Origin of the sequence: Nocardia sp. CY41 (assembly GCF_009829325.1) — a bacterium.
GTDB lineage: Bacteria > Actinomycetota > Actinomycetes > Mycobacteriales > Mycobacteriaceae > Nocardia.
Window position 1 is genome coordinate 262007 of record NZ_VUOS01000007.1, and the last position, 19491, is coordinate 281497.

The 19491-nt window shown below is 66.7% G+C and carries 21 protein-coding genes; 7 read left to right on the forward strand and 14 right to left on the reverse strand.

Annotated features, from left to right (window positions below; translation table 11 throughout):
• Window positions 1-593: 593 nt before the first annotated feature.
• From GVY64_RS10360 to GVY64_RS10375, 4 genes are all read left to right on the forward strand, one after another.
• Window positions 594-1175 carry a YbaB/EbfC family nucleoid-associated protein gene (locus GVY64_RS10360; RefSeq protein WP_159840286.1) on the forward strand — a complete coding sequence of 194 codons (582 nt, stop codon included), beginning with the start codon at window positions 594-596 and terminating at the stop codon, window positions 1173-1175.
• A 2-nt stretch (window positions 1176-1177) separates the two neighbouring features.
• Complete coding sequence (locus GVY64_RS10365; protein ID WP_159840287.1) at window positions 1178-1525, forward strand: hypothetical protein; 348 nt, start codon at window positions 1178-1180, stop codon at window positions 1523-1525.
• Window positions 1522-2418 (forward strand): hypothetical protein, encoded by an 897-nt coding sequence (locus GVY64_RS10370; RefSeq protein ID WP_159840288.1) that lies wholly within the window; start codon window positions 1522-1524, stop codon window positions 2416-2418. Before GVY64_RS10365 ends, GVY64_RS10370 begins: the two co-directional genes overlap by 4 nt.
• 387 nt (window positions 2419-2805) lie before the next feature.
• Window positions 2806-3333, forward strand: coding sequence for a hypothetical protein (locus tag GVY64_RS10375; RefSeq protein WP_159840289.1), 528 nt, complete (start codon window positions 2806-2808; stop codon window positions 3331-3333).
• Window positions 3334-3396: 63 nt separating this feature from the next.
• Here the strand turns inward: GVY64_RS10375 and GVY64_RS10380 are convergent, their stop codons facing one another.
• The 7 genes from GVY64_RS10380 to GVY64_RS10410 form a co-directional block, all read right to left on the reverse strand.
• Complete coding sequence (locus GVY64_RS10380; protein ID WP_159840290.1) at window positions 3397-4158, reverse strand: ESX secretion-associated protein EspG; 762 nt, start codon at window positions 4156-4158, stop codon at window positions 3397-3399.
• A 67-nt stretch (window positions 4159-4225) separates the two neighbouring features.
• A complete protein-coding gene (locus tag GVY64_RS10385; protein ID WP_159840291.1) occupies window positions 4226-5512 on the reverse strand; it encodes a hypothetical protein in 1287 nt (428 codons plus the stop codon).
• A gap of 14 nt (window positions 5513-5526) precedes the next feature.
• Window positions 5527-5901, reverse strand: a complete 375-nt coding sequence (locus GVY64_RS10390) for a hypothetical protein (RefSeq protein WP_159840292.1) — start codon at window positions 5899-5901, stop codon at window positions 5527-5529.
• A 15-nt stretch (window positions 5902-5916) separates the two neighbouring features.
• Window positions 5917-6459 (reverse strand): DUF3558 domain-containing protein, encoded by a 543-nt coding sequence (locus tag GVY64_RS10395; RefSeq protein ID WP_159840293.1) that lies wholly within the window; start codon window positions 6457-6459, stop codon window positions 5917-5919.
• A 152-nt stretch (window positions 6460-6611) separates the two neighbouring features.
• The gene (locus GVY64_RS10400; protein WP_159840294.1) at window positions 6612-7109 is read right to left on the reverse strand and encodes a DNA-directed RNA polymerase subunit beta; all 498 of its coding nucleotides are present in this window, start codon (window positions 7107-7109) and stop codon (window positions 6612-6614) included.
• A gap of 118 nt (window positions 7110-7227) precedes the next feature.
• Complete coding sequence (locus GVY64_RS10405; RefSeq protein ID WP_159840295.1) at window positions 7228-7434, reverse strand: hypothetical protein; 207 nt, start codon at window positions 7432-7434, stop codon at window positions 7228-7230.
• Window positions 7431-7646, reverse strand: coding sequence for a hypothetical protein (locus GVY64_RS10410; protein WP_159840296.1), 216 nt, complete (start codon window positions 7644-7646; stop codon window positions 7431-7433). The genes GVY64_RS10405 and GVY64_RS10410 overlap by 4 nt, the downstream gene beginning before the upstream one ends.
• Before the next feature lie 281 nt (window positions 7647-7927).
• On the opposite strand from GVY64_RS10410, the gene GVY64_RS10415 reads away from it, so the two are divergent.
• Entirely contained in the window at window positions 7928-9142 is a 1215-nt protein-coding gene (locus GVY64_RS10415) for a helix-turn-helix domain-containing protein (protein WP_159840297.1), read from the forward strand.
• 508 nt (window positions 9143-9650) lie between these two features.
• Here GVY64_RS10415 and GVY64_RS10420 read toward each other — a convergent pair.
• The 4 genes from GVY64_RS10420 to lipB form a co-directional block, all read right to left on the reverse strand.
• On the reverse strand, window positions 9651-10235 hold the full coding sequence (locus GVY64_RS10420) for a transglycosylase SLT domain-containing protein (protein ID WP_159840298.1): 585 nt from the start codon (window positions 10233-10235) through the stop codon (window positions 9651-9653).
• Window positions 10236-11257: 1022 nt separating this feature from the next.
• Window positions 11258-12199 (reverse strand): alpha/beta fold hydrolase, encoded by a 942-nt coding sequence (locus tag GVY64_RS10425; protein WP_159840299.1) that lies wholly within the window; start codon window positions 12197-12199, stop codon window positions 11258-11260.
• Between the two features lie 445 nt (window positions 12200-12644).
• Entirely contained in the window at window positions 12645-13685 is a 1041-nt protein-coding gene (gene lipA, locus GVY64_RS10430) for a lipoyl synthase (RefSeq protein ID WP_236566736.1), read from the reverse strand.
• A gap of 85 nt (window positions 13686-13770) precedes the next feature.
• Window positions 13771-14517, reverse strand: a complete 747-nt coding sequence (gene lipB / locus GVY64_RS10435; protein ID WP_159840300.1) for a lipoyl(octanoyl) transferase LipB — start codon at window positions 14515-14517, stop codon at window positions 13771-13773.
• A gap of 473 nt (window positions 14518-14990) precedes the next feature.
• Between lipB and GVY64_RS10440 the strand changes: the two genes are divergently transcribed.
• Complete coding sequence (locus GVY64_RS10440; protein ID WP_159840301.1) at window positions 14991-15413, forward strand: hypothetical protein; 423 nt, start codon at window positions 14991-14993, stop codon at window positions 15411-15413.
• A 109-nt stretch (window positions 15414-15522) separates the two neighbouring features.
• Here GVY64_RS10440 and GVY64_RS10445 read toward each other — a convergent pair whose 3' ends face one another.
• From GVY64_RS10445 to sucB, 3 genes are read right to left on the reverse strand one after another with little or no spacing between them, the layout of a single operon-like run.
• Window positions 15523-16059 carry a GNAT family N-acetyltransferase gene (locus GVY64_RS10445; RefSeq protein WP_159840302.1) on the reverse strand — a complete coding sequence of 179 codons (537 nt, stop codon included), beginning with the start codon at window positions 16057-16059 and terminating at the stop codon, window positions 15523-15525.
• Entirely contained in the window at window positions 16056-16964 is a 909-nt protein-coding gene (locus tag GVY64_RS10450) for a TIGR01777 family oxidoreductase (RefSeq protein ID WP_159840303.1), read from the reverse strand. The genes GVY64_RS10445 and GVY64_RS10450 overlap by 4 nt, the downstream gene beginning before the upstream one ends.
• A 19-nt stretch (window positions 16965-16983) precedes the next feature.
• Window positions 16984-18759, reverse strand: coding sequence for a 2-oxoglutarate dehydrogenase, E2 component, dihydrolipoamide succinyltransferase (sucB, locus tag GVY64_RS10455; RefSeq protein ID WP_159840304.1), 1776 nt, complete (start codon window positions 18757-18759; stop codon window positions 16984-16986).
• A gap of 259 nt (window positions 18760-19018) precedes the next feature.
• Between sucB and GVY64_RS37750 the strand changes: the two genes are divergently transcribed.
• Window positions 19019-19381: an oxidoreductase gene (locus tag GVY64_RS37750; protein WP_159840305.1), complete on the forward strand. Its 363-nt coding sequence runs from the start codon at window positions 19019-19021 to the stop codon at window positions 19379-19381.
• Window positions 19382-19491: the final 110 nt, after the last annotated feature.

A 19491-nucleotide genomic window follows, 5' to 3' on the forward strand; every position in this document is an offset into this window, starting at 1 on the left:
TCGGTGCGAGCGAGCCCGGATGCACTCGAGGGGTAGTGGGTTCCGGCGCTTCGTCTTCGGCATTCGTCGGTGACCTGCGCCCGCTGCCGGAGGCGGTGATCGATCTGATCGTCGCCCTGGAAATGCTTGTGGCCGACACGGATTGGGAATCGGTGCTGAGCCGTGCCAGTCGCCCTACTCTCGCCGGGTTGCGACCGTGCGTACTCCAGCGAGGCATAGGGCAAGGTTAGGACTACGTATATCAACATTTGTTTTCACTGGCGGGAGGACCTGCCTGACCAGGGCTGATTTGTGATCATCGGGCGCAGTAACCCGGATCGGCGCGACGAACTCGACCGTGCCCGGGTCGCAGCAGAGCGCGAGTAACGTTGTGCCGCAGCGATATTGTCGTGGTCGGTCGCAGCAGCACGTGGTCCTGCCCGCGGCCGCACGACTCGTGGGCTCGGCCTCGGTTCGGTAGGCCACCGGTTGGGCGGTGCGGATCCGATGGAACCGATCGGCCGCCTGCTGCGTCAGTGTCGATGTAAGACACGTGAAGGTGTGTCGGTGTTTGTTGGTCGAACCAGGCAGTCGTGAAGTAGTAGGAGGTGTTGATGGCCGCATTCGATGTGCACCATGCTGCGGAAGATTTGGCGCGGATGGCAGCGGATTTCGAGCGTCGGGCCGAACGGTTTCAGGAGTTGGAAAGCCGCATGCAGACGCTGACCGTCACCGAGTCCGGTAAGGATGATCGGGTTCGTGTCACCGTCGACAGCAGCGGTGCACCCACGGCGATCGATCTGTCGCCGAGTTCGCGCGGGATGGACCCGGCGGTGTTGTCCGCTGAGATCATGGCGTGTCTGCGTCGGGCGCAATCGGCGTTGCGGATACAGGTCGGCGAACTCGTGCGGAACACCGTCGGCGACGACGAGGCGGGCGCCGCGATCACCGCCCAGTACGCCGAGCGTTTCCCCGATCCCGAGCCACGGACGAGCGCGCCATTCGAAGACCGTGCCGCGTCCTCGTCCGGCCACAGCCCGTCCATGACCTCGTCGACTTTCCCCGCCCACCTGGGCCCCGCGTCCTCGGAGCCGACCGCTTCGCCGCGCAGCCGCAAACCCGACCGTGACCAGATCGTCGTCCCGGATGAACCGGATCCGGAGACCGAGTACTACAACCGCTCCTGGCTGGTGTGACCGTGACCAATCCCGACGCCGTCTCCGTCGATCCTGATGAAGTGCGCAATCATGCCGCGAAGCTGCAGAAACTCATGGAAAGTTTGACGCTGTCGCTCGAAGCCGCCGACTACCTGGGCTCTGCCGACGACGGGTTCGGCGAGATTCCCCGGCCGCTCGTGCACATGGTGCTGGACGACAAGCATCGCAACACCATCGACGTGATACGCAAGCTCGCGGAGGACGTCGCAGCGCTGCCGGACAAACTCGACCTCGTCGCAGCGGCCTTCGAAGACAAGGACAGCGCCTTCGGCAGGTCGGTGACCGAACTGCGTGAAACCATCGCCGACGCACCGAGAGGCCCGAAATGAGCACAAGAGTTGGTGACTGGCTCAACGAGCACACCCCTGGCTTCGACGACCGGAAGAAGCCCGAGAACAATCCACTGATCGCGGAGGGGACCGACTACCGGGAGGAGTACTTCCAGGAGACCGTCTTCTGGATGCACGACATCGGTCTGAAGCATGACCAAGACACCGGGCTGCCAGGGGTTCTGTCCGGCACCATCGCCGGAGACGCTTGGGAGGCCTACGCCAATTTCAGAAACGCCAAGACCTTCGAGTCGATCATGGGTGCCATCGCGGCAGGCGCGTCCATAGCGGATGCGCCTGTCGATCCGTTCGGATTCGTGGGTGATCAGATCGCCGGATGGATGCTCACGCACGTCGAGCCGTACCGGAAGGTGCTGGACGGGCTCGCTGGAAACGACAAGATGGTGGCGGCGTACTCCGAGTCTTGGGGTCGTATCGCCCGGGAGCTGACCGGCATGAGCGATACGTGGCAGAAGGATCTGGAGGCTGATATCGCCACGTGGACAGGAAGCGCGGGGGACGCCTACCGGAACCGGGCCACGGATCTCATCGACCAGATCGCGGGGGCGGGCGGGGTCGCGGCCACGCTCGGCGAAATCATGGACACCCTGTCGAAGATCGTCAAAGCCTTCCGGAAGATGGTGCAGGACATCCTGACCAGTCTGGCGGGAGCACTGATCGGGTACAGCCTCGAACTCGCGGCGTCGCTGGGCGCGGCGGGCCCGCATGTCGCCGCGGTGGCGATCGCCAGAATCGGGCGCGACGGATTGAAGATCTCCAAGTTGCTTCTCGACATGGCGAACGCCTTCAAGGACGTCCAGACGCTCACCCAGGCTGTCGCCGCTGTCATCTATGCCCTCCTGGGTAAGGAAAACCAGCCTGCTCCGGCCTGACAATCGCGCTAGTACAACGAGGGGAAAGTACGCACTGTGAACTACCAGCAGGGACCGTATATCGATGGTCCCGGGAGCCGACCGTCCGCGCCTTCGCCGCAGAGCGGCCAGGCGGGTCCGGGTATCGCCCAGGAGGGGCAGAGGAGTCTTGGCGACCCGTTGCCACCCGGACGAGCCGTTTCGGGCGCTGCTGCACAGCCGGGTCAGGCCGGCTGGGCCAGTCCACCGCAACCTGCACAGATGAGCACCGGTTCCCCGCAACCGAACGCCGGGGGGTTCAACGGGTCGGCGCAAACGCATTGGGGCGGTAGTCCGATGCCGTCCAACCAGCTGTACCCGAATCCATATATGCCGGAGCCCGTTTTGTACCGCGGGACGACATATTTCGTGCCGCCGCCGATGCATACTGTCGACCGGCCGAGATTGCGGTTCTTTCAGAACGTCGAGCGCCACCCGGTGGAAGCCTTCCGGCCCGAGCCAGGCGAGACAGGCATCGTGGTCGACACGTCCTACTTCCGGTGGTGGATCGCGGGCCCGGTATATGCGACGACCGGACCGCGCATTTATGTGAACGGCACCGAAGTACCCACTGCCTCCTGGGGTCCTACCTACATCCCCGTGGCCCCTGGGCTCCACCGAGTCGAAGTTCTGACGCGGGGTGTCAACCTTCTCGTCAGGTTCTTCGTCCGCGCGTGGGACTCCGATATGGGACCGGCGGAGACCGTCGTGCCGGTAGAACCCGGATGCCGCACGACGGTGTACTACCGCTCTCCGGCGTTCTACCTTCTGCCCGGGGCAATGGGTCCGAAGCCGCCGAGGTGGCCGGGGCTCAACTGGATCCGTACCAGCTGGATCGCCTTCGGCGCACTGTTCGCCCTGATGTTTACGGCGGTGGTTCTGAACATCCTCGACTGAGCTGTGGAAGCGCCGCGCCGCTCCGGCCGCAACTGGTGCTGGGGCGGCCCGGGGTCCGATGCGTCAGGTGTAACTCGGATCGTTTTCCTCGCGAAAGGCTGTGATCGTCGCATGGACGACTCGGTCGAGTTGGGTTCGTAATTCGGTGGTGTCGGCGGGGACGGCCTTGATGGTGGCTCCGCTGCGGACGAGATAGCGGCCGTCGGGATAGTCCATCACGTGGAAGCCGCGGGAGGGCGCTGGCCGGTTGTCCCATGCGGGGCCCGCGTACACCGCGACGTGGGCGATGGTGGTGCGGGGGCGTTCGAAGAACTGCTCGGCTCGGGCGCGGGGCGGGGGTGGCGCACCCACGCGGTACGGCTCGTCGTCCTCGGCGTCGAGTTCGTGCCGAGAGATCTCGATGCCGGTGCCGCTGCCGCGTGGGGCGTCGGGCAGCAGATCGATGACCCGACGGCTCACGTCCTCCGCGCTGAGCAGCGACATCCGCACCGCCCCACCGCGATCCGGCGACGAGGTGGGTTCTTGTACCAGCAGCACGGCATGCCGATAGTGCACGGCCGCGTGCACGCGCAGTTTGTCTCTTCCGTTGAAGCCCGCCATCTCGATGCGTGCCTCGGGTTCGGCCAAAACGCGCAGTGCGCTGTAGAGGGACTCGTCCAGGCGACGGTGCAGTCCGGCGGCTTCGGACTTCCACTCCGACTCGTAATCGGCGACGGTCTCCGCGGTAGATCGGAACTGCAAGGGGTATGGCAGCACGTCGCGCTCGACGGCTCGCCACAGCACCGTGAAGCCGAGTGCGGAGAACGACCAATCCCGTCGGCTCACGAAGCCGGCTCCGTCGTCATGCACCACGGCCGTATTCTGCGTGGCACGGTGTCGGCACCCGGATCGCTCATTCGCCGATCACCGGCGGCACCGACTTCACCCTGTTCTCCGCACCGAGACCGGTGAGTTCCTCGCCGTTGCGCTGGTTCACCAAGTAGTCCTTCGTCTGGTGTTCCTTGTCGTCGTCGCCCTTACCGCGGGCGCCCGGCGCCATCATGCCCGGCATGCCGCTCGTTCCCGGTCGGCCTGCGCCGGGACGCGCGGACGCGGCGGCGGGAACGCCGCCCGGGACGCCGGGGACACCGTTGACGCTGCGGCCCGGCGCAGGAGTCCCCAGGCCGGGCATCCCCGGGCCGGGAGCGGTCGGGCTCGGCGTGCTCGGAGAGCCGGGACTCGGTGTTCCGGGGCGGGGCAGTGCGGGATCGGTGCCAGGATTTGTGCTCGCCGGTTGGGTCGACGGGCTCGTGCCAGCAGGCGCGGTCGTGGTCTGCTCCGGCGTGCTTTCTTGCTCGGCAACAGGATCCGTACTCGACTGGACAGTGTTCTCCGGCGTGTTCTCGGTACCAGGTCGTTGTGTTGGGTCCACCGTGGCGGCTCTATCGCCGGAGTCGGTAGCGGACGACGACGGCTGCCAACCGCCGTTCGACACGGACGGCTGATCGCCGGAATCGTGCACCGGGTTGTACGGCTTGGGCACCAGCGGAACGCCGGTGTCGGCTTCCCGGACGGCAGGATAGAAGACGTTCTTGACGACGTTCACGCTCGCATCGTGCGCGGCATCGTCGCGATGCTGGTTCAACTTCCAGGTCGGACCCGGCACCCAGCTCGCGACATCGCTGGTCCAGGTATGAGCCGGCGCTTCCTGGACGGCGGGCCGGGTGACCTCGATGCCCGAGCGGATGATCTTCACCTTCTCGGCGACGATCTGCACCGAACTGATCAGCCCGCTGGACTTGTCGACGTAGTCCTTGATCCCGTTCGCCGCGGCCGTCGCCGCCACCCCTTCCCATCTGCCTTCCATGGCTTTGCCGATCTCCGGCGCGAAACCCCGCAAACCCTGCTCCAGCCGATTGCGAATGGACTCCCATCGTTGATGCAGCGCGACGACATCGGTGATCGACATCGCCTGCACACGCTGATAGAGATCGTCGATCCCGTCCGGATTCTTGTACGCGGTCTCCGGAACTTTCGGCGACTGGCTCTGCAGATCGGTACCCGCTCGCATGATTTCGGCGATGCGGTTGCGTGCGATGGCCGCGTCGGGGCTCTCGTCGCGCGAACCGCTGTCCGGCGGACCCGATTTCGACTGCTCCAGCAGGGCGGCGCTGATCGCTACCAAGAACGGCAGACCCATGATTCATCCCCCGGTCAGTTCAGCAGATTGCTCGTGTCTTGCGCATTGGAGTCGTCCTGCGCGCCGATGCGGTCCACGGAAATCTGGATGGTATCACGTATGAGGGTGAGTACCTCGATGTGCTCTCTGAGAGCGGAGTCCACATCGCCATCGCCGCCGATTGCCTTCGCACCCAGCATGTTTGCCAGCTCATCGGCGCAGTCGAAGTTGCCGAGACCCGTGACCGTCTCGACGTCTTTGAGGTTCGTGCGGAGAGAGTTGTACAGCTGGATCTGGCGGTCGCACGCATCCCAGCACTCTTTCGCGACCGAGCGGTCCAAGAAGAGACGGCCCGCTTTCGCTTCGTCTGCGAGGTATCGCCAGCGCGATACCTCCTCGTCCATTGCCATAGATGATCTCCTTGGTCAACGCGGAAAGATCGGGACCAGAGTCTCAGCGGCTGTCAGCGCCCTGGCGCAAGGGGCGATCGGGTTCTTCGATGATGCATGGTTGTAAATCGTAATGCTCAGTGCGCCATGGCTTGCAGGAAAGACCAGATCGCAGTCTTCGTCGAACTTGTCTTTCGCCCGACGGTACTGAACGCCGCTTCGGTCGCCGACTGAGATATCAGTGAATTGGATGTTCCCCTCCTTCTTTTTGAAGTCATCCACTGAATGAATTGTCGACCAGACGCCGAGTGCGAAGTCCGGACTGCTCCAGTTGCAGTGCTTCCATCCGGGCTCTTCGACGCCGCTGACCCCGGACTCTTTCGTCGACGGACTTACGCCGATTTTTTGAAGTATCTGGTCCGGTACCTGCGTGCACGGATCCCACAGGGCGGCTGTGGCAGCCGACGTGTCGATCGCCGTGCTGGGCGTGGCAGTTCCGTTCGTGCCCGATTCGCACCCCGAGGCGACCAGCACCACTCCAGCGAGCGCCGCAACCGTCGCCGTCGTCCGTCGTCCCACCGAAAGCCTCCCGATCCGGGCCGTTGAAGTCGTCCCTGAAGTCTATGACGCACTCACGGGGCTGCCGGTTCCATCGGAATCGGGTGCGTTCGGATCGGGAGTCTCGGGGCCTTGCGCCATCCGAGGGGCGGAAGCGCAGGTCCGTGATGTTGCTACGAGTGGTCTCGTGGCCGGTCCGGTCCCTGGAAACCGTAGGGATGGTGCGGAGTTCGATCCGCGCAGATGATGACCAACTGCACGACGGTGCTGATGTGTGGGCGGAACGCGTCGCGCGGTGCGACGACCCACCATCGGTAGCCGGTCCGTTCGTCAGTGGGCGAGGGGAGCAGTATCTCGCCGCCGTCGGGGACGATCGTCGCGGACGCGCGCAGCAGTGCGATGAAGATGTCGGTGTCGTCGGCGAGCTGGTGGGTGTCGTCGGAGCGGACGAGAATCGTCCAGCGTCCGGAGCCGTGTGCGATGACGGGACCGAGCAAGTATTGCCTGGCGAGGTCGGCGTGGACCATCCTGCCGAGCTGTCCGGGTACCGTGACCGCGCCTACCTCCCCTGCGCGCAGAGTGATTCGTCGAGTCTCCTCGTGCACGTAGCACGGCAGCCCGTGGACGTGCCGGTAGCGCAGGCAGCGGGCGAGGGTGGGATCTGTATTCACGGCCGCTCTGTCAGCAGGAAGCTGGGGTAGGTCGGCCTCGTTCGAGGCGGTTGGATCGCATCGTTGCAGTCTCCGTTGCAGTTTCGAGGGTGGAGGTAGTTGTGTCCGGGCGGAGCGATCAGTCCCACAGTTGCGCGCAGGGGAGGTGCGGGAGATCGTCGTCCAAGTCGTCGTCGACGGTCACCGTGATGTCGGGGAACCGTTGCGCCAGTGCGCCTGCGACGCTTTCGGCCTGTTCGGCGCTCGCCTGGTAGTCCAGGCGCAGTGGGCCGGTTTCGATTCGGATGTGGCGGCGGTCCGGAGCCCCGGGGGCCGCTGCGTTCACTGCGGCCTGCTCGGGTCCGGCACCATCCGTCCGCTGTCGACCAGCACTTGCCGTGCTGCCGCTTTGCGTGCGCAGTGTTTCGCGCGGCAGGCCACATGGATCTGCATCACGTCATGGGCCTGGCGGATATCGAAGGGCTGCATCGGCGCTTGGTGGGCGGCCGCGTCACACAGCGCGATGAATTGGTACATGGCGAGGGAGTGCGTGGACACGGGAAACCTCTCTGTTTCGCGGATCGATCGGTGCCCGGTACCGGGGGCTCTCGCCACCGGCCCGCCACTCTGGCGGGCCGGTGCGCCGCAGGCATGCGGCGTCGCCCCGGCACCGGGCACCCGCGACCGAACGTAGGTTGTGCGAAAGCCGAGGTGGGAGCACGGATCGCGGTTTCCGTTCCGGCTATCCGAAGAGCCGTATATCCTGCCGGTGCAGTCGCTTTCGGGGTAAAAGCTGTGGGGAAATTCGACCAACGATCGGGGGACGCCGGGCCATGCACATGACCACGGGGGAGGTGATCCGACGGATCAGGAAATCCGTCGGCATGACGCAGACGGAACTGGGCGCGCTCATCAACTTCTCCCAGCCCGCCGTCTCCGGCCTGGAGCGCGGCGGCCCGGCCTCGCACGACGTTCGGGTCTTGCGGCTCGTAGCCCGTGCACTGGGCGTTCCGCTTGCCATACTGGTAGTGGAGTCGGACCGGGAGGCAGATGTGGACCGTCGCAACTTCTTCAAAGCAGGGGCATCGGTAAGCGCGGGGGCTGCCATGATGTCGGTATCCGCCTCCGCGAACGCCGCGTCGGCGTCCGCCGGGAAAGTCGGCGCGAGCGACGTGGAAGCCATCATCGACAGCGTGAACCAGATCCACGAACTCGATCTGGTGGTCGGCGGCGACCGGTTGTGCCGGGTGGCGGCCAACCAAGTCCGCTATGTCGAGCAGCTTCTGGACCAAGGCAGTTACACCGAGCAGGTCGGGCGGGCGCTCACCAGCGCTGCCGCCGAGATGATGACCGCCGCCGGGTGGGTGCACTACGACGCCGGGCGTCTGGACGATGCGCGGCGGTACTACGCGGACGCGGCGAACGCCGCGAATGCGGCGGGTGATGGGATCGCTGCGGCGCATGCGCTGGGGAATGCCAGCTGTCTGATGATCAGCCTTCCCGGAGACATGCGAAAGAACCCGTTGGCGGTGCAATATGTGCAGGCTGCGTCACAGGCATCGCTCCGTGATGGCGGTCCGAAGCTTCGAGCGCTAATGGCAATCCGGGAAGCTGAAGCCCACGGTGCGCGTGGAGACAAGACCGCGATGAACGCCGCGATAAGCCGGGCATTCCGTGCATACGAATCCACTCGGGGGCATGATCCGGACTGGGTGTTCTTACCTGAGTCGGAACTCGATCTCGTCATCGGGAAAGCGCAGATGTGGGCGGGTGAGTATGAGAGTGCGACTACTCATATGCAAGCCGCTATCGATGGCTCGTCGGCTTGGCCGAGAGAGCGGGCAGCGGGTCAGCTCAACCTCGCACGCAACTTCATCAACGCGGGTGACGTCGCGCGAGCATGCTCACTGCTCACCGACAACTACGACACCATCGCCGGCCTCGCGTCCACCCGCCTGCACCAGCGAATCGACGCGATCGCCAACCTGGTTCGCACGCATGCCGCGGTTCCGGAGGTGCGGGAATTCCTCGGCAGGCGCGCCGCGCAGGTCTAGCCGCAGGGAACAGAGGAGACTCCCTGATCCGGCTCGGCGGGCACGCGCGGTTCCTGCGGTACCGAGCGCGTGGTTCGTTTCGCCGTCGACGATCTGCGGCGACAGCAGGAAACTCTTCTCCGCGCCGGCAAGCCGTTCGCCGAAGGCGGCGGAGGGATGCCATCGCTGTTCGTTCGACGGCTCGCGGGATCGCGGCCGAAACTCGGCGCACGCCCGTTCGATCGGAGGCCCTTGCTCACAAGCCACCTCATGGCGGTTCAGGCACGCCGGCTCTCTAGTAGACGACCGTTTTGCCCTGCCTTCGCTTCGGCGGTGTTCGCGGGGAGCGCGGCTGTGTCATCGCCTCTACGCATCCCGGAGTCGGTGTCCTGGACCGCGATCACCGGCGCGCTGCTGGACGAAGGCGGTGTCGCACGGCAGCGACCGATCGGGTGGACCGAAGTCGCACCGAAAACGGCAGCGCCTCCGCGTCGTGCAGACGAGGAGGCGCTTGCTCGGATCCAAGGGCTCAGTAGGCCCCGTTGACGTTGTCCATCGAGCCGTACCGGTGCGCCGCGTAGTTGCAGGCGGCGGTGATGTTGGCGACCGGGTCCCAGATGTCGAAGGCGGTGCCGTCGACGTGGTAGGCGTTGAAGGTCGGGTCGATCACTTGCAGCAGGCCCTTGGAGGGGGTGCCTTTGGCGGCGTTGGAGTCCGACAGGTTGATGGCGCGGGGATTGCCGCCGGATTCCCGCATGATGTTGCGGTGGATGCCCTCGTAGCTCCCCGGAATCCCGTGCAGGCGCATGACGTCGAGGGACTGGCGAATCCAGCCGTCGAGATTGTCCTCGTAGACCGGGGGCGGCGCGGGCAGGAAGCCCTGCGGCGCCGGCGCGGGCAGTCCCGGCACCGCGGGCAGCTCCGGTAGCGCGGGCAGTCCCGGCAGGGCCGGGAGATCGAACGGCGCGGCGACCGGCGTCACCGGGGCCGCAGTGCTGTCGTCGGCCACCGCCACACCGGCGGAGAAGCCGACGGCGATCACGCCGACGGTCGCGGCGATGGCAGCGCCCTTGACGAGTGACGGGCGGCGGAAAGAAAGGCGTGCGTCAGGCATCGAGAAATCAGTTCCTTGTTCGTGCGGCGATCCGGCCGGAAAAACCAGCGCGGGATCCACGGCGAGACCTGGTCAGGTGTTCGCCGTCTCGGCTCGTGTGCGGTTTTCGGATTTCGTTGTGAAAGCCAGGGTTCGAATCCTGGCGGCGCGACGCGGTGCACAAGTCGGGGCGGTGCCCTACGGTGCCGCTGCCGTACCCGGAGAGAAACAAGCCGTTGGAGCTGTGGAGCTGGTTTCTCGGGTCTCTTCCGGACCTGATCTCAGCTTGATCACGACGGGTGAATATTTGGTGAATGAAAAATTAATGTTCGGAATTGTCGATCTTGGGTTGCCCTGGCCCGGTATGGAAACGGCGCGCCGACCTGGACTTTTGCATGTAAACGTGATTTGCGTCACAAGTAGTGAATTGGCAGTAACGAGACCAATATGTCTCGATCCGATCACTGAGACCGCTGAATCAGGGTGGATGACAACCGTCCGACGCAAGTTATGGGTGAATCGAACGCGCCGAGTGACGGCGATCGAAATCCTTCCGAGCGCATCCGAGCGTGTCGCCGTAAATGGCGGTTCGGTGCTTCGAACGCTTCTCTCGAAAGCGGAAGCGACCGTATGACAAGGGGATCACTCCCATGTTCGAACGAGATCCTCTAGCCCCCAGTGCATTGCCGGTGGCAAGGGTTCTGCGACCCCGGATCTGGAGACGGCCACGAGGCGGGTGTCATGGCCTGCGCCGGGCACTGCGAGCATCGAAGGGGCAAGGCCGTCGTAGTCGTGGCGGTGCCTGCAATCCGCCGACCAGCTCCGCGCCTTGGAATGCGGATTGCGCGACCGTGGCGGTGAACTCTTCCCGCTCGGCGACTGGATTGCGGCCGCGCGTTGCCTGGAAGACCAGGTAGTGATGGTTCGACCGGTCGCGGAATTCCTGCACGAGTCGTGGCTTCCCGACTCGTCGGCGACCGGTCACGATGACGGCACGGGTACGGGTGGTGCCCGTGCCGTGGACCCCCGTGCTCGATGCCGATTCAGCCGAGGAACTCCTCGATCAGCGGAATGGTGTCGGCGGGGCAGTCTTCGTGCACGGTGTGACCGCAACCGGGCAGCACCTCGGCGGTGGCGTTCGGGATGCGCGCGGCCAGGCGTTCGGCCTGGGTGGGCGGCAGCCATTCGTCGGCGCCGCCCCAGAGCACCAGGGTCGGAGCGCTTACGCGGGCCAATTCGGCGTCGGTGCGGCGGTAATCGAGATTCCGCCACAGCGCGAGGAAGCCATCGCGGTTGTCCGGACGTGCGAACGGCGGCCACAATTCACCGATCATCTCGTCGGTGACGAGGTGCTTGTGGTGGAACGTGCCGCGGATGCTGTCGGTGAAGAAGTCGCGGGTGGTGAGTTTCGTGGCGAGTTCACCGAGCAGCGGGGTCTGGAACAGCGGTGTCACGGGCGCCTTTTCGGCGTCGAGCCCCGGCGCGTCGAGCAGGATCAGCCGGTCGACCCGCTCGGGGTGCTGTTCGGCGAAGTACAAGCTCCACGCGCCGCCCCACGAATGGCCTACCAGCGCCGCGCGATCCAGGCCGACGGCGTCGAAGAACGCGCCGACGGCCTCGGCCATGGCGGGCAGATCGAACGCGAAGCCGGGGCGGCGCAGTTCGGTATATCCCTGACTGGGTAGATCGACCGCGTACACGGTGTGCTGTCGCGCCAGCGCGGGAATCACCTCGCGCCATGAGTACTGCCACAGACCGCCACCCGCGATGAGCACGACCGGCGATCCCTGGCCGGTCACCGTGTAATGAAACCGGGCCAGGTCGGTCTCCGCATAGCGGGAATGGATGCGGTCGAGATAGGACGGCCGGTCGGGGGAGGCCGGCGGGTTCCAGGCGTAGGCCACCGGCAGTACGGCTGCGAACAGCGCGGCGACGACGGCGGCGAGTCCGAGGGCGAGTCGACGGGTCCGGATACCGAGTCTCATGGTGCGCTCCATGGTTGGCTGAGTTGGTTTCGACTCCTGGACGAGCCGGAGACCAGCGACGTGACGCGGTGTGGTCACCCTCACACGTCGAACCCGGCATGCGGTCGAGGAGATCGGCGAAGCGCGAAGTGTTCCGGCAGATGGCATCGAGCCGAACTCGGATGGCGCATGTGCACCGAAGAGACCGGAGTGCGTGATCCGGCGCGGTTGTCAGCCGGGCTGCCCCACTGATCCCTCGATCGTCACGTCGCAGGGCAGCCGCACGGCGTCCACGAGCGTCCTGATCTATCGGTGCTCACCGATTCAAGTGTGCGCTTGCATGTGGTGACGAGTTCGACGATGTGTGCGGCGGCAGGACGTGCTTCGCCCAGGCCGCGCCGATATGCGACAGCCCCCGCGCACACGAAGAGTGGGCGCGAGGGCCGAAGCTGCTAGGTGAAATAGGTCAGCTGCCGAACCTGGCCAGAACGGCGCCGGCTTCCTGGGAGGCGGTGCCTTCCTCGGCGAGATGCGCCATTTCCGGTGCGATCTCGCGCCCGTGGTGGGCCATCGCCTGGGCGTACAGCCGTCCGGCCCGATAGGAGGAGCGGACCAGCGGGCCTGCCATCACGCCGGCGAAGCCGATTTCCTCGGCCGTCTTGGAATGCTCGACGAACTCCTCCGGCTTCACCCAGCGGTCGACCGGGTGGTGGCGGGGGGACGGGCGCAGGTATTGGGTGATGGTGAGGATGTCGCAGCCTGCCTCGTGCAGGTCGCGCATGGCCTGGGTGACTTCCTCGGGGGTTTCGCCCATGCCGAGGATGAGGTTCGACTTGGTGACCAGCCCGGCTTCGCGGGCGGCGGTCAGAACCGCGAGGGAACGCTCGTAGCGGAAGGCCGGGCGGATGCGCTTGAAGATGCGGGGGACCGTTTCGAGATTGTGCGCCAGCACTTCCGGACGCGCGGAGAAGACCTCGGCGAGTTGGTCGGGGTTCGCGTTGAAGTCGGGGATCAGCAGTTCCACGCCCGTGTGCGGGTTCGAACGCTTGATGGCGCGGACTGTTTCGGCGTAGAGCCACGCGCCGCCGTCTTCGAGATCGTCGCGAGCGACGCCGGTGATGGTGGAGTAGCGCAGGCCCATGGCCTGGACGCTCTCGGCGACGCGGCGGGGCTCGTCGCGGTCCAAGGCGGCGGGCTTGCCGGTGTCGATCTGGCAGAAGTCGCAGCGGCGGGTGCATTGCTCGCCGCCGATCAGGAAGGTGGCCTCGCGATCTTCCCAGCATTCGAAGATGTTGGGGCAGCCCGCTTCCTCGCAGACCGTGTGCAGGCCCTCACGCTTCACCAAGCCTTTGAGCTCGGAGTATTCGGGGCCCATGGTGGCGCGGGTGCGGATCCACTTGGGCTTGCGCTCGATGGGGGTTTCCGCGTTGCGGGCTTCGATGCGCAAGAGTTTGCGACCGTTCGCCGCCCGCGCGTCGGGCCCGGCGGAGATGCCCTGCGTGGCCACGGAGGGCCCCGGGAGTGCCGCAACAGGTTCCGCTGCGGAGGCGTTGTGTGGTGTCGGGGTGTCGACTGAGGTCACTTGATCGACCTTACGCCGTCGTGATCGGACGCTGGGGGGTGGTGTCGCCAGGAGTGACACGAGGAATATGGCGCTCGGTTACCGGCAGGTCGCCGTCGAGCGCGCGGATGATGGCGTCGGCCACCAGCGGCTTCATCTCGGCGACGGTCACTTCGCGGCCGAGTTCGCGGGTCAGCGTGGTGACGCCCGCGTCGCGGATGCCGCAAGGAACGATGGCTTGGAACCCATCCAGGGCGGCGTTGCAGTTGAACGAGACGCCGTGCAGGGCCACGCCGCGCTGCACGCGCACGCCGACGGCGGCGATCTTGCGTTCGGCGTACAGCTCGGTGGCGGGCAGCCAGACGCCGGAGCGGCCCTCGACACGGCCGCAGGCGAGGCCGAGATCGGTGCACACTGTGATCAACGCCTCCTCGAGGCGGCGCACGTAGCCGACGACGTCGACCGGCTCGGCGAGCCGCACGATGGGATAGCCGACCAGTTGGCCGGGGCCATGCCAGGTGATCTTGCCGCCGCGGTCGACCCGCACCACCGGGCTGCCGTCGATCGGCAGGTCGTCGGCCTCGGTGCGGCGGCCGGCGGTGTACACCGAGGGATGCTCGAGCAGCAGCAGATGATCCGATCCGTTGCCCTCGGCGCGCTGGTCGGCGATGCTGCGCTGCAGCTCCCAGGCGGCGTGATAGTCGATGAGTCCGAGATCCTCGACCACGATCGGGGTCGAATCGAATCGGGCGGACACGGTGGTGCGCGGGTTGGTCACGGCGACGACGGTACGCCCACGAGGTGAGCCGATTCCAGCACCTCGATGGAGAATCCGCACCGTCGATCGCGGTTGCCAGGGAAACAGCTGGAAGGTTGCCGCGACAGCGGCGCCGATCCGGGGACCCTGAGCTCGACGCGGCCCCGGCGCCACGCGGCCCGTCGCATCGCCTCTCACGCATTCTGAGTCGCCGCGCTACTTCTGGGTCGGCTCCGCTGATGTGAACGAGGGTCACGGTTCTGTGGCTTGGACGGGTTGCCGCATCGAAGTGCCTGGTGCGAAGAACACTCTTTTCGCCACGCGCTCCGCGAGCCGCGCCGCAGCGAATCGAGAGGCGCCGTCGTCCTGTGTCCGCATCGGTTCGGCGGGTCCCGCCAGCCCTGAGAAGCTCGGTCGAGCGAGCGATATGTTCGGTATTTCTGAGTGGGGCCGCTCGTGCGGCTTCCGCGGGTACCGACGGCGGGTGGGAGTGAATGTCGTTTCTGAGTAAGAGGTGGCAAGTTTTCCTGGCAGGTAGCGTCGCATTGATCGTCGTCAGCCTGCTGTGCGTGATTGTTTCCGACCGATTGGAGACAAACTACGGGCCTGACTTCTGCCGCCTACCGTTGTCGCCGTGGTTCTTCGTGGTGAACTGGTCTTTGATCGTCCTGGCTGCGGCCTCGGTGGTGTGCACGATCGCCGCGGCGATCGGGAGCAGGTCACCGATCATCGCACTGCTGATGCTGCTGGGACTACTGCTGCCCGGACTCTTCTTCCTCTACATCGGTGTGGCCGTCGACGGCGACTCGAGGGCTCCTGGCCATAAGGCTCCTCACCAACATCACTGCCTGAGTGTGACCCCCTTTTCGGCGACTGAGCTTTTCGATGACCAGAGCCGGAACGAACCGGCACGGTAGACCCTATGGCAGCGCTCGAGGACCGCTCGTCACTGTTCGGATTCGTTCGAACGCCCTCGTGACGGCACTGCGCCGTTCATGGATGTCGGCATCGAAGACCGGCGCCAGGTCAGTCGACCTCGACCGGCAAGGTCAGCTGCATGAGGGTCAAGTCCATCCAGCGGCCGAATTTGTGGCCTACCTCGGGAAGTACGCCGACGGTGCGGAAGCCGAACCGTTCGTGCAGCAGGATCGAACCGGTGTTGCCGGATTCGATGGCCGCGATCATGGCGTGCACCGCGCCGCCCCGGCGCGCACGGTCGATCAGCTCGGTGAGCAGGGCGGTGGCGATGCCGCGCCGCTGGAAGCGTTCGTCGACGTACACCGAGTTCTCGACCGTGTAGCGGTAGCCGGATTTGGTGCGCCAAGGCCCGTAGCTCGCGTAACCCGCAAGGGCGCCGTCGATCTCGGCGACCAGCACGGGCAGCCCCGCACCGGTGCGGGCCTGGAACCAGCCGAGGCGCTCCTCCAGGCCGACCCGCTCGGTATCCCAGATCGCGGTGGAGGCGGCGATATTCGCGTTGTGGATCTCCAGGATCGCCGGAAGGTCATCGGTGGTCGCGTCGCGGATGACGGTGGCGGGCCTGGTGTCGAGTCGATCGGTCATCGAGGGTCTCCGGGTCGTCCCACCGCGGCCGCCAGCGCGGCGCCGATGGTGGGATGGTGGAACTGGTAGCCCGCTTCCTCGAGGGCGGTGGGAATGGCCCTGGGCCCGCGCAGAATCGCCTCCTGCGCCATCTCGCCGACCAGCGCGTGCAGCGCGAACGCCGGGACCACCAGCGGAGTGGGACGACGCAGCGCCCGGCCGAGCGCGCGGCTGAACTCGGCGTTGGTGACCGGTGCGGGGCCGACCACGTTGATCGGGCCGGACACCGTGTCGTGGGTGAGCGCGAAGACGATCGCGCCGATCTCGTCGTCCAGCGAGATCCACGGCGTGTACTGGCGGCCGCTGCCCAGCCGCCCGCCCAGGCCGAGCGCGTACAGCGGGTGCAGCATGCCGAGCATGCCTCCGGTGCGCGACAGCACCACCGCGCTGCGCAACAGCACCGTACGCACACCGGCCGCCGCGGCGGGCTCGGCCGCCTTCTCCCAGTCCCGGCACAGCGTGGCCAGGAATCCCGAACCGGCGGGAGATGTCTCGTCCACCACCCGATCGCCGGTGTCGCCGCCGTAGTAGTGCACGCCGCTGGCGTTGAGCAGCACAGGCACCCCCGCGGCGGCCACCGCACCGGCCAGCACGTCGGTCGGGGTGATCCGGCTGTCGCGCAGCTCCTGTTTGAAGCTGCCGGTCCAGCGCCGCCGGCCGACGCCCGCCCCACACAGGTTGACCACGGCGTCGGCGTCGCGCAGCGCCCGCTCGTCCAGGTGGGCGCGGGCCGGATTCCAGGCGAATTCGTCCGGGCCCGCCGCTTTTCTGCGCACCAGCCGGGCGACCTCGTGCCCGTCGCGGCGCAGAGCCGCGACGAGCGCCGTCCCGATCAATCCGGACGAGCCGGCGATCACGACCTTCATACGTGCCGCGGGACCTTCCTCACAGGCCGAGATCGGCCTCGAACGCCGCTTCCTCGAGCCGGTGCCGGATCGTGGTCAGGAAGCGACCGGCGTCGGCGCCGTCGATCAGGCGGTGGTCGTAGGTGAGCGGCAGGTAGCACATCGAACGGACACCGATGGACTCGTTGCCGGTCTCGTCGGTCACCACGACGGGACGCTTCACGATCGCGCCCGTGCCCAGCATGGCCGCCTGCGGCGGAACCAGGATCGGGGTGTCGAACAGCGCGCCCTGGCTGCCGATATTGGTGATGGTGAACGTGCCGCCGGCCAGCTCGTCGGGCTTGAGCCCGCCGGTGCGAGCGCGGTTGGCGATGTCGGCGATGGCGCGGGCCAGACCGGCCAGCGACAGGTCGCTGGCGTTGTGGATCACCGGGGACAGCAGGCCCTGCTCGGTGTCGACGGCGATGCCGAGGTGCACCGAGGCGTGGTAGGTGATCTCCTTGCTGGACTCGTCGTAGCTGGCGTTGACGTTCGGGTGCACGCCGAGCGCCTCGACCACGGCCTTGGCGAAGAAGGGCAGGAACGTCAGGTTGACGCCCTCGCGGTCCTTGAACGCCGCCTTGGCCTGGTTGCGCAGCGCGGCGATCTTGGTGACGTCGGCCTCGTGCACCTGGGTCAGCTGCGCCGTGGTCTGCAGCGACTCGCGGGTCTTGGTCGCGGTGATCTGGCGGATGCGGTTGGCCTTCTGCACGGTGCCGCGCAGGTGGGCCAGCTCCGGGCTTGCCGCGGCGGGAGCGGAGGGCGCCTTCGCCGCCGGGGCGGACGCGGCCGGAGCGGCGGCCGGAGCGGGGGCCTTCTTGGCCTCGGCGGCGGCGAGCACGTCCTGCTTGCGAATGCGGCCTCCGACACCGGAACCGGTGATCGTGGCGAGGTCGACGTTGTTCTCCTCGGCCAGTTTGCGCACCAGCGGGGTGACGTAGGGGGTTGCGCCGTTGGAGGATTCGGCAGCAGCCGCTGCGGCGGGCGCGGGCTTGGGAGCCGGTGCGGGCGCGGGCGCCGCGGCCGGAGCAGGCGCGGCGGCGGCCGGAGCCGGTTCGGGCTTCGGAGCCGGTTCGGGCTTCGGTGCGGGCGCGGGTTCGGGAGCCGGGGCAGGCGCGGGAGCCGGGGCGGCGGCCGCCGGGGAACCGCTGCCGATCACGCCGAGCTGTCCACCCACCGCGACGACGTCGTCTTCCTGGGCGGTGATCTCCAACAGGGTGCCCGCGACGGGGGAGGGGATCTCGGTGTCGACCTTGTCGGTGGAGACCTCGAGCAGCGGCTCGTCGACGGCGATCTCGTCGCCGACCGACTTCAGCCACCGGGTGACGGTGCCCTCGGTGACCGACTCGCCGAGTTCCGGCATCTTGACCGGGGTGCCGTCACCGGAGGACGCGGGCGCGGCCTGGGCGGCGGGCGCGGATTCCTCGGCGGGAGCGGCCTGGGGTTCGGCGGCGGGCGCCTCCTCGGAGGCGACCGGGGTCTCCTGCGCGGGCGCCGCGGCTTCCGGAGCGGGCGCGGGAGCGGACGACTGCGCCTCACCGGCCTCGCTGATCACGCCGAGCTCGCCGCCGACCTCGACCACGTCGTCCTCGTTCGCGACGATCTTCGACAGCACACCCGCCGCGGGGGACGGGATTTCGGTGTCGACCTTGTCGGTGGAGACTTCGAGCAGCGGCTCGTCGACCTCGACCGTGTCTCCTTCCTGCTTCAGCCACCTGGTCACCGTTCCCTCGGTGACGCTCTCACCAAGAGCGGGCATCTGGACGGAGAAGGCCATGTCCGTTGACTCCTCTGACTGCTCGACGGGTTCTACAACAGTTGATCTCGCTGCGGACGCCCGCCGCGGGTCGCGACGGTAGTCCGGAAGCCACCGATCATTGTGCGTGGCACCGGAGATCCGTGTGGTTCTTGTACCGCGGTCCATCCTTGCACTCGCGCGCAAGCTACGTAGCACAGGGCGGCCAACTGCAGGGAGCTGGCAGTATGGGAGAACCGGCGGTGAACATTCTCCGGTGCAGGAAAGGAGGTGCGCGTCGTTGGGTTTGCTGGATCGTTTCCGTAACGGCGCCGCCCGGGGCGGGGGCGCTCTACGTGGGGGTTCGGTGTCCGGGCAGGACGCTCGCTACTTGGCCGACTGGGTGCGCACGCACGTGGGCGTCGAGGGCTACATCGAACCGAAGACCACGGTGACCGATGTCACAGTGGTGCTTGTTGCCGCAGATGGTGAATGGACGCGGCGGATCGTCGGCGAGCGTGGTGCGCAACGGCTTGCCAAGGATTTGCACATCCCCGTCTACGACGTGCACAAGACCGGATATCCCCAGCGGATGCGCGACTACGACGCCCGCAGAAGGGTGCAGCGGCAGCGCGAGATGGAGCGGGATCTGTACGACCTCTGAGCCGTCGGATTGTCCGTTCCGCCCGATTCCGGGTGCCTGTGTGGGGTGCCACGACGACGCGTGAAGCGTCTCCCCGAGTCGCGAGGCGCAAACCGCCTCCGAATATCGGT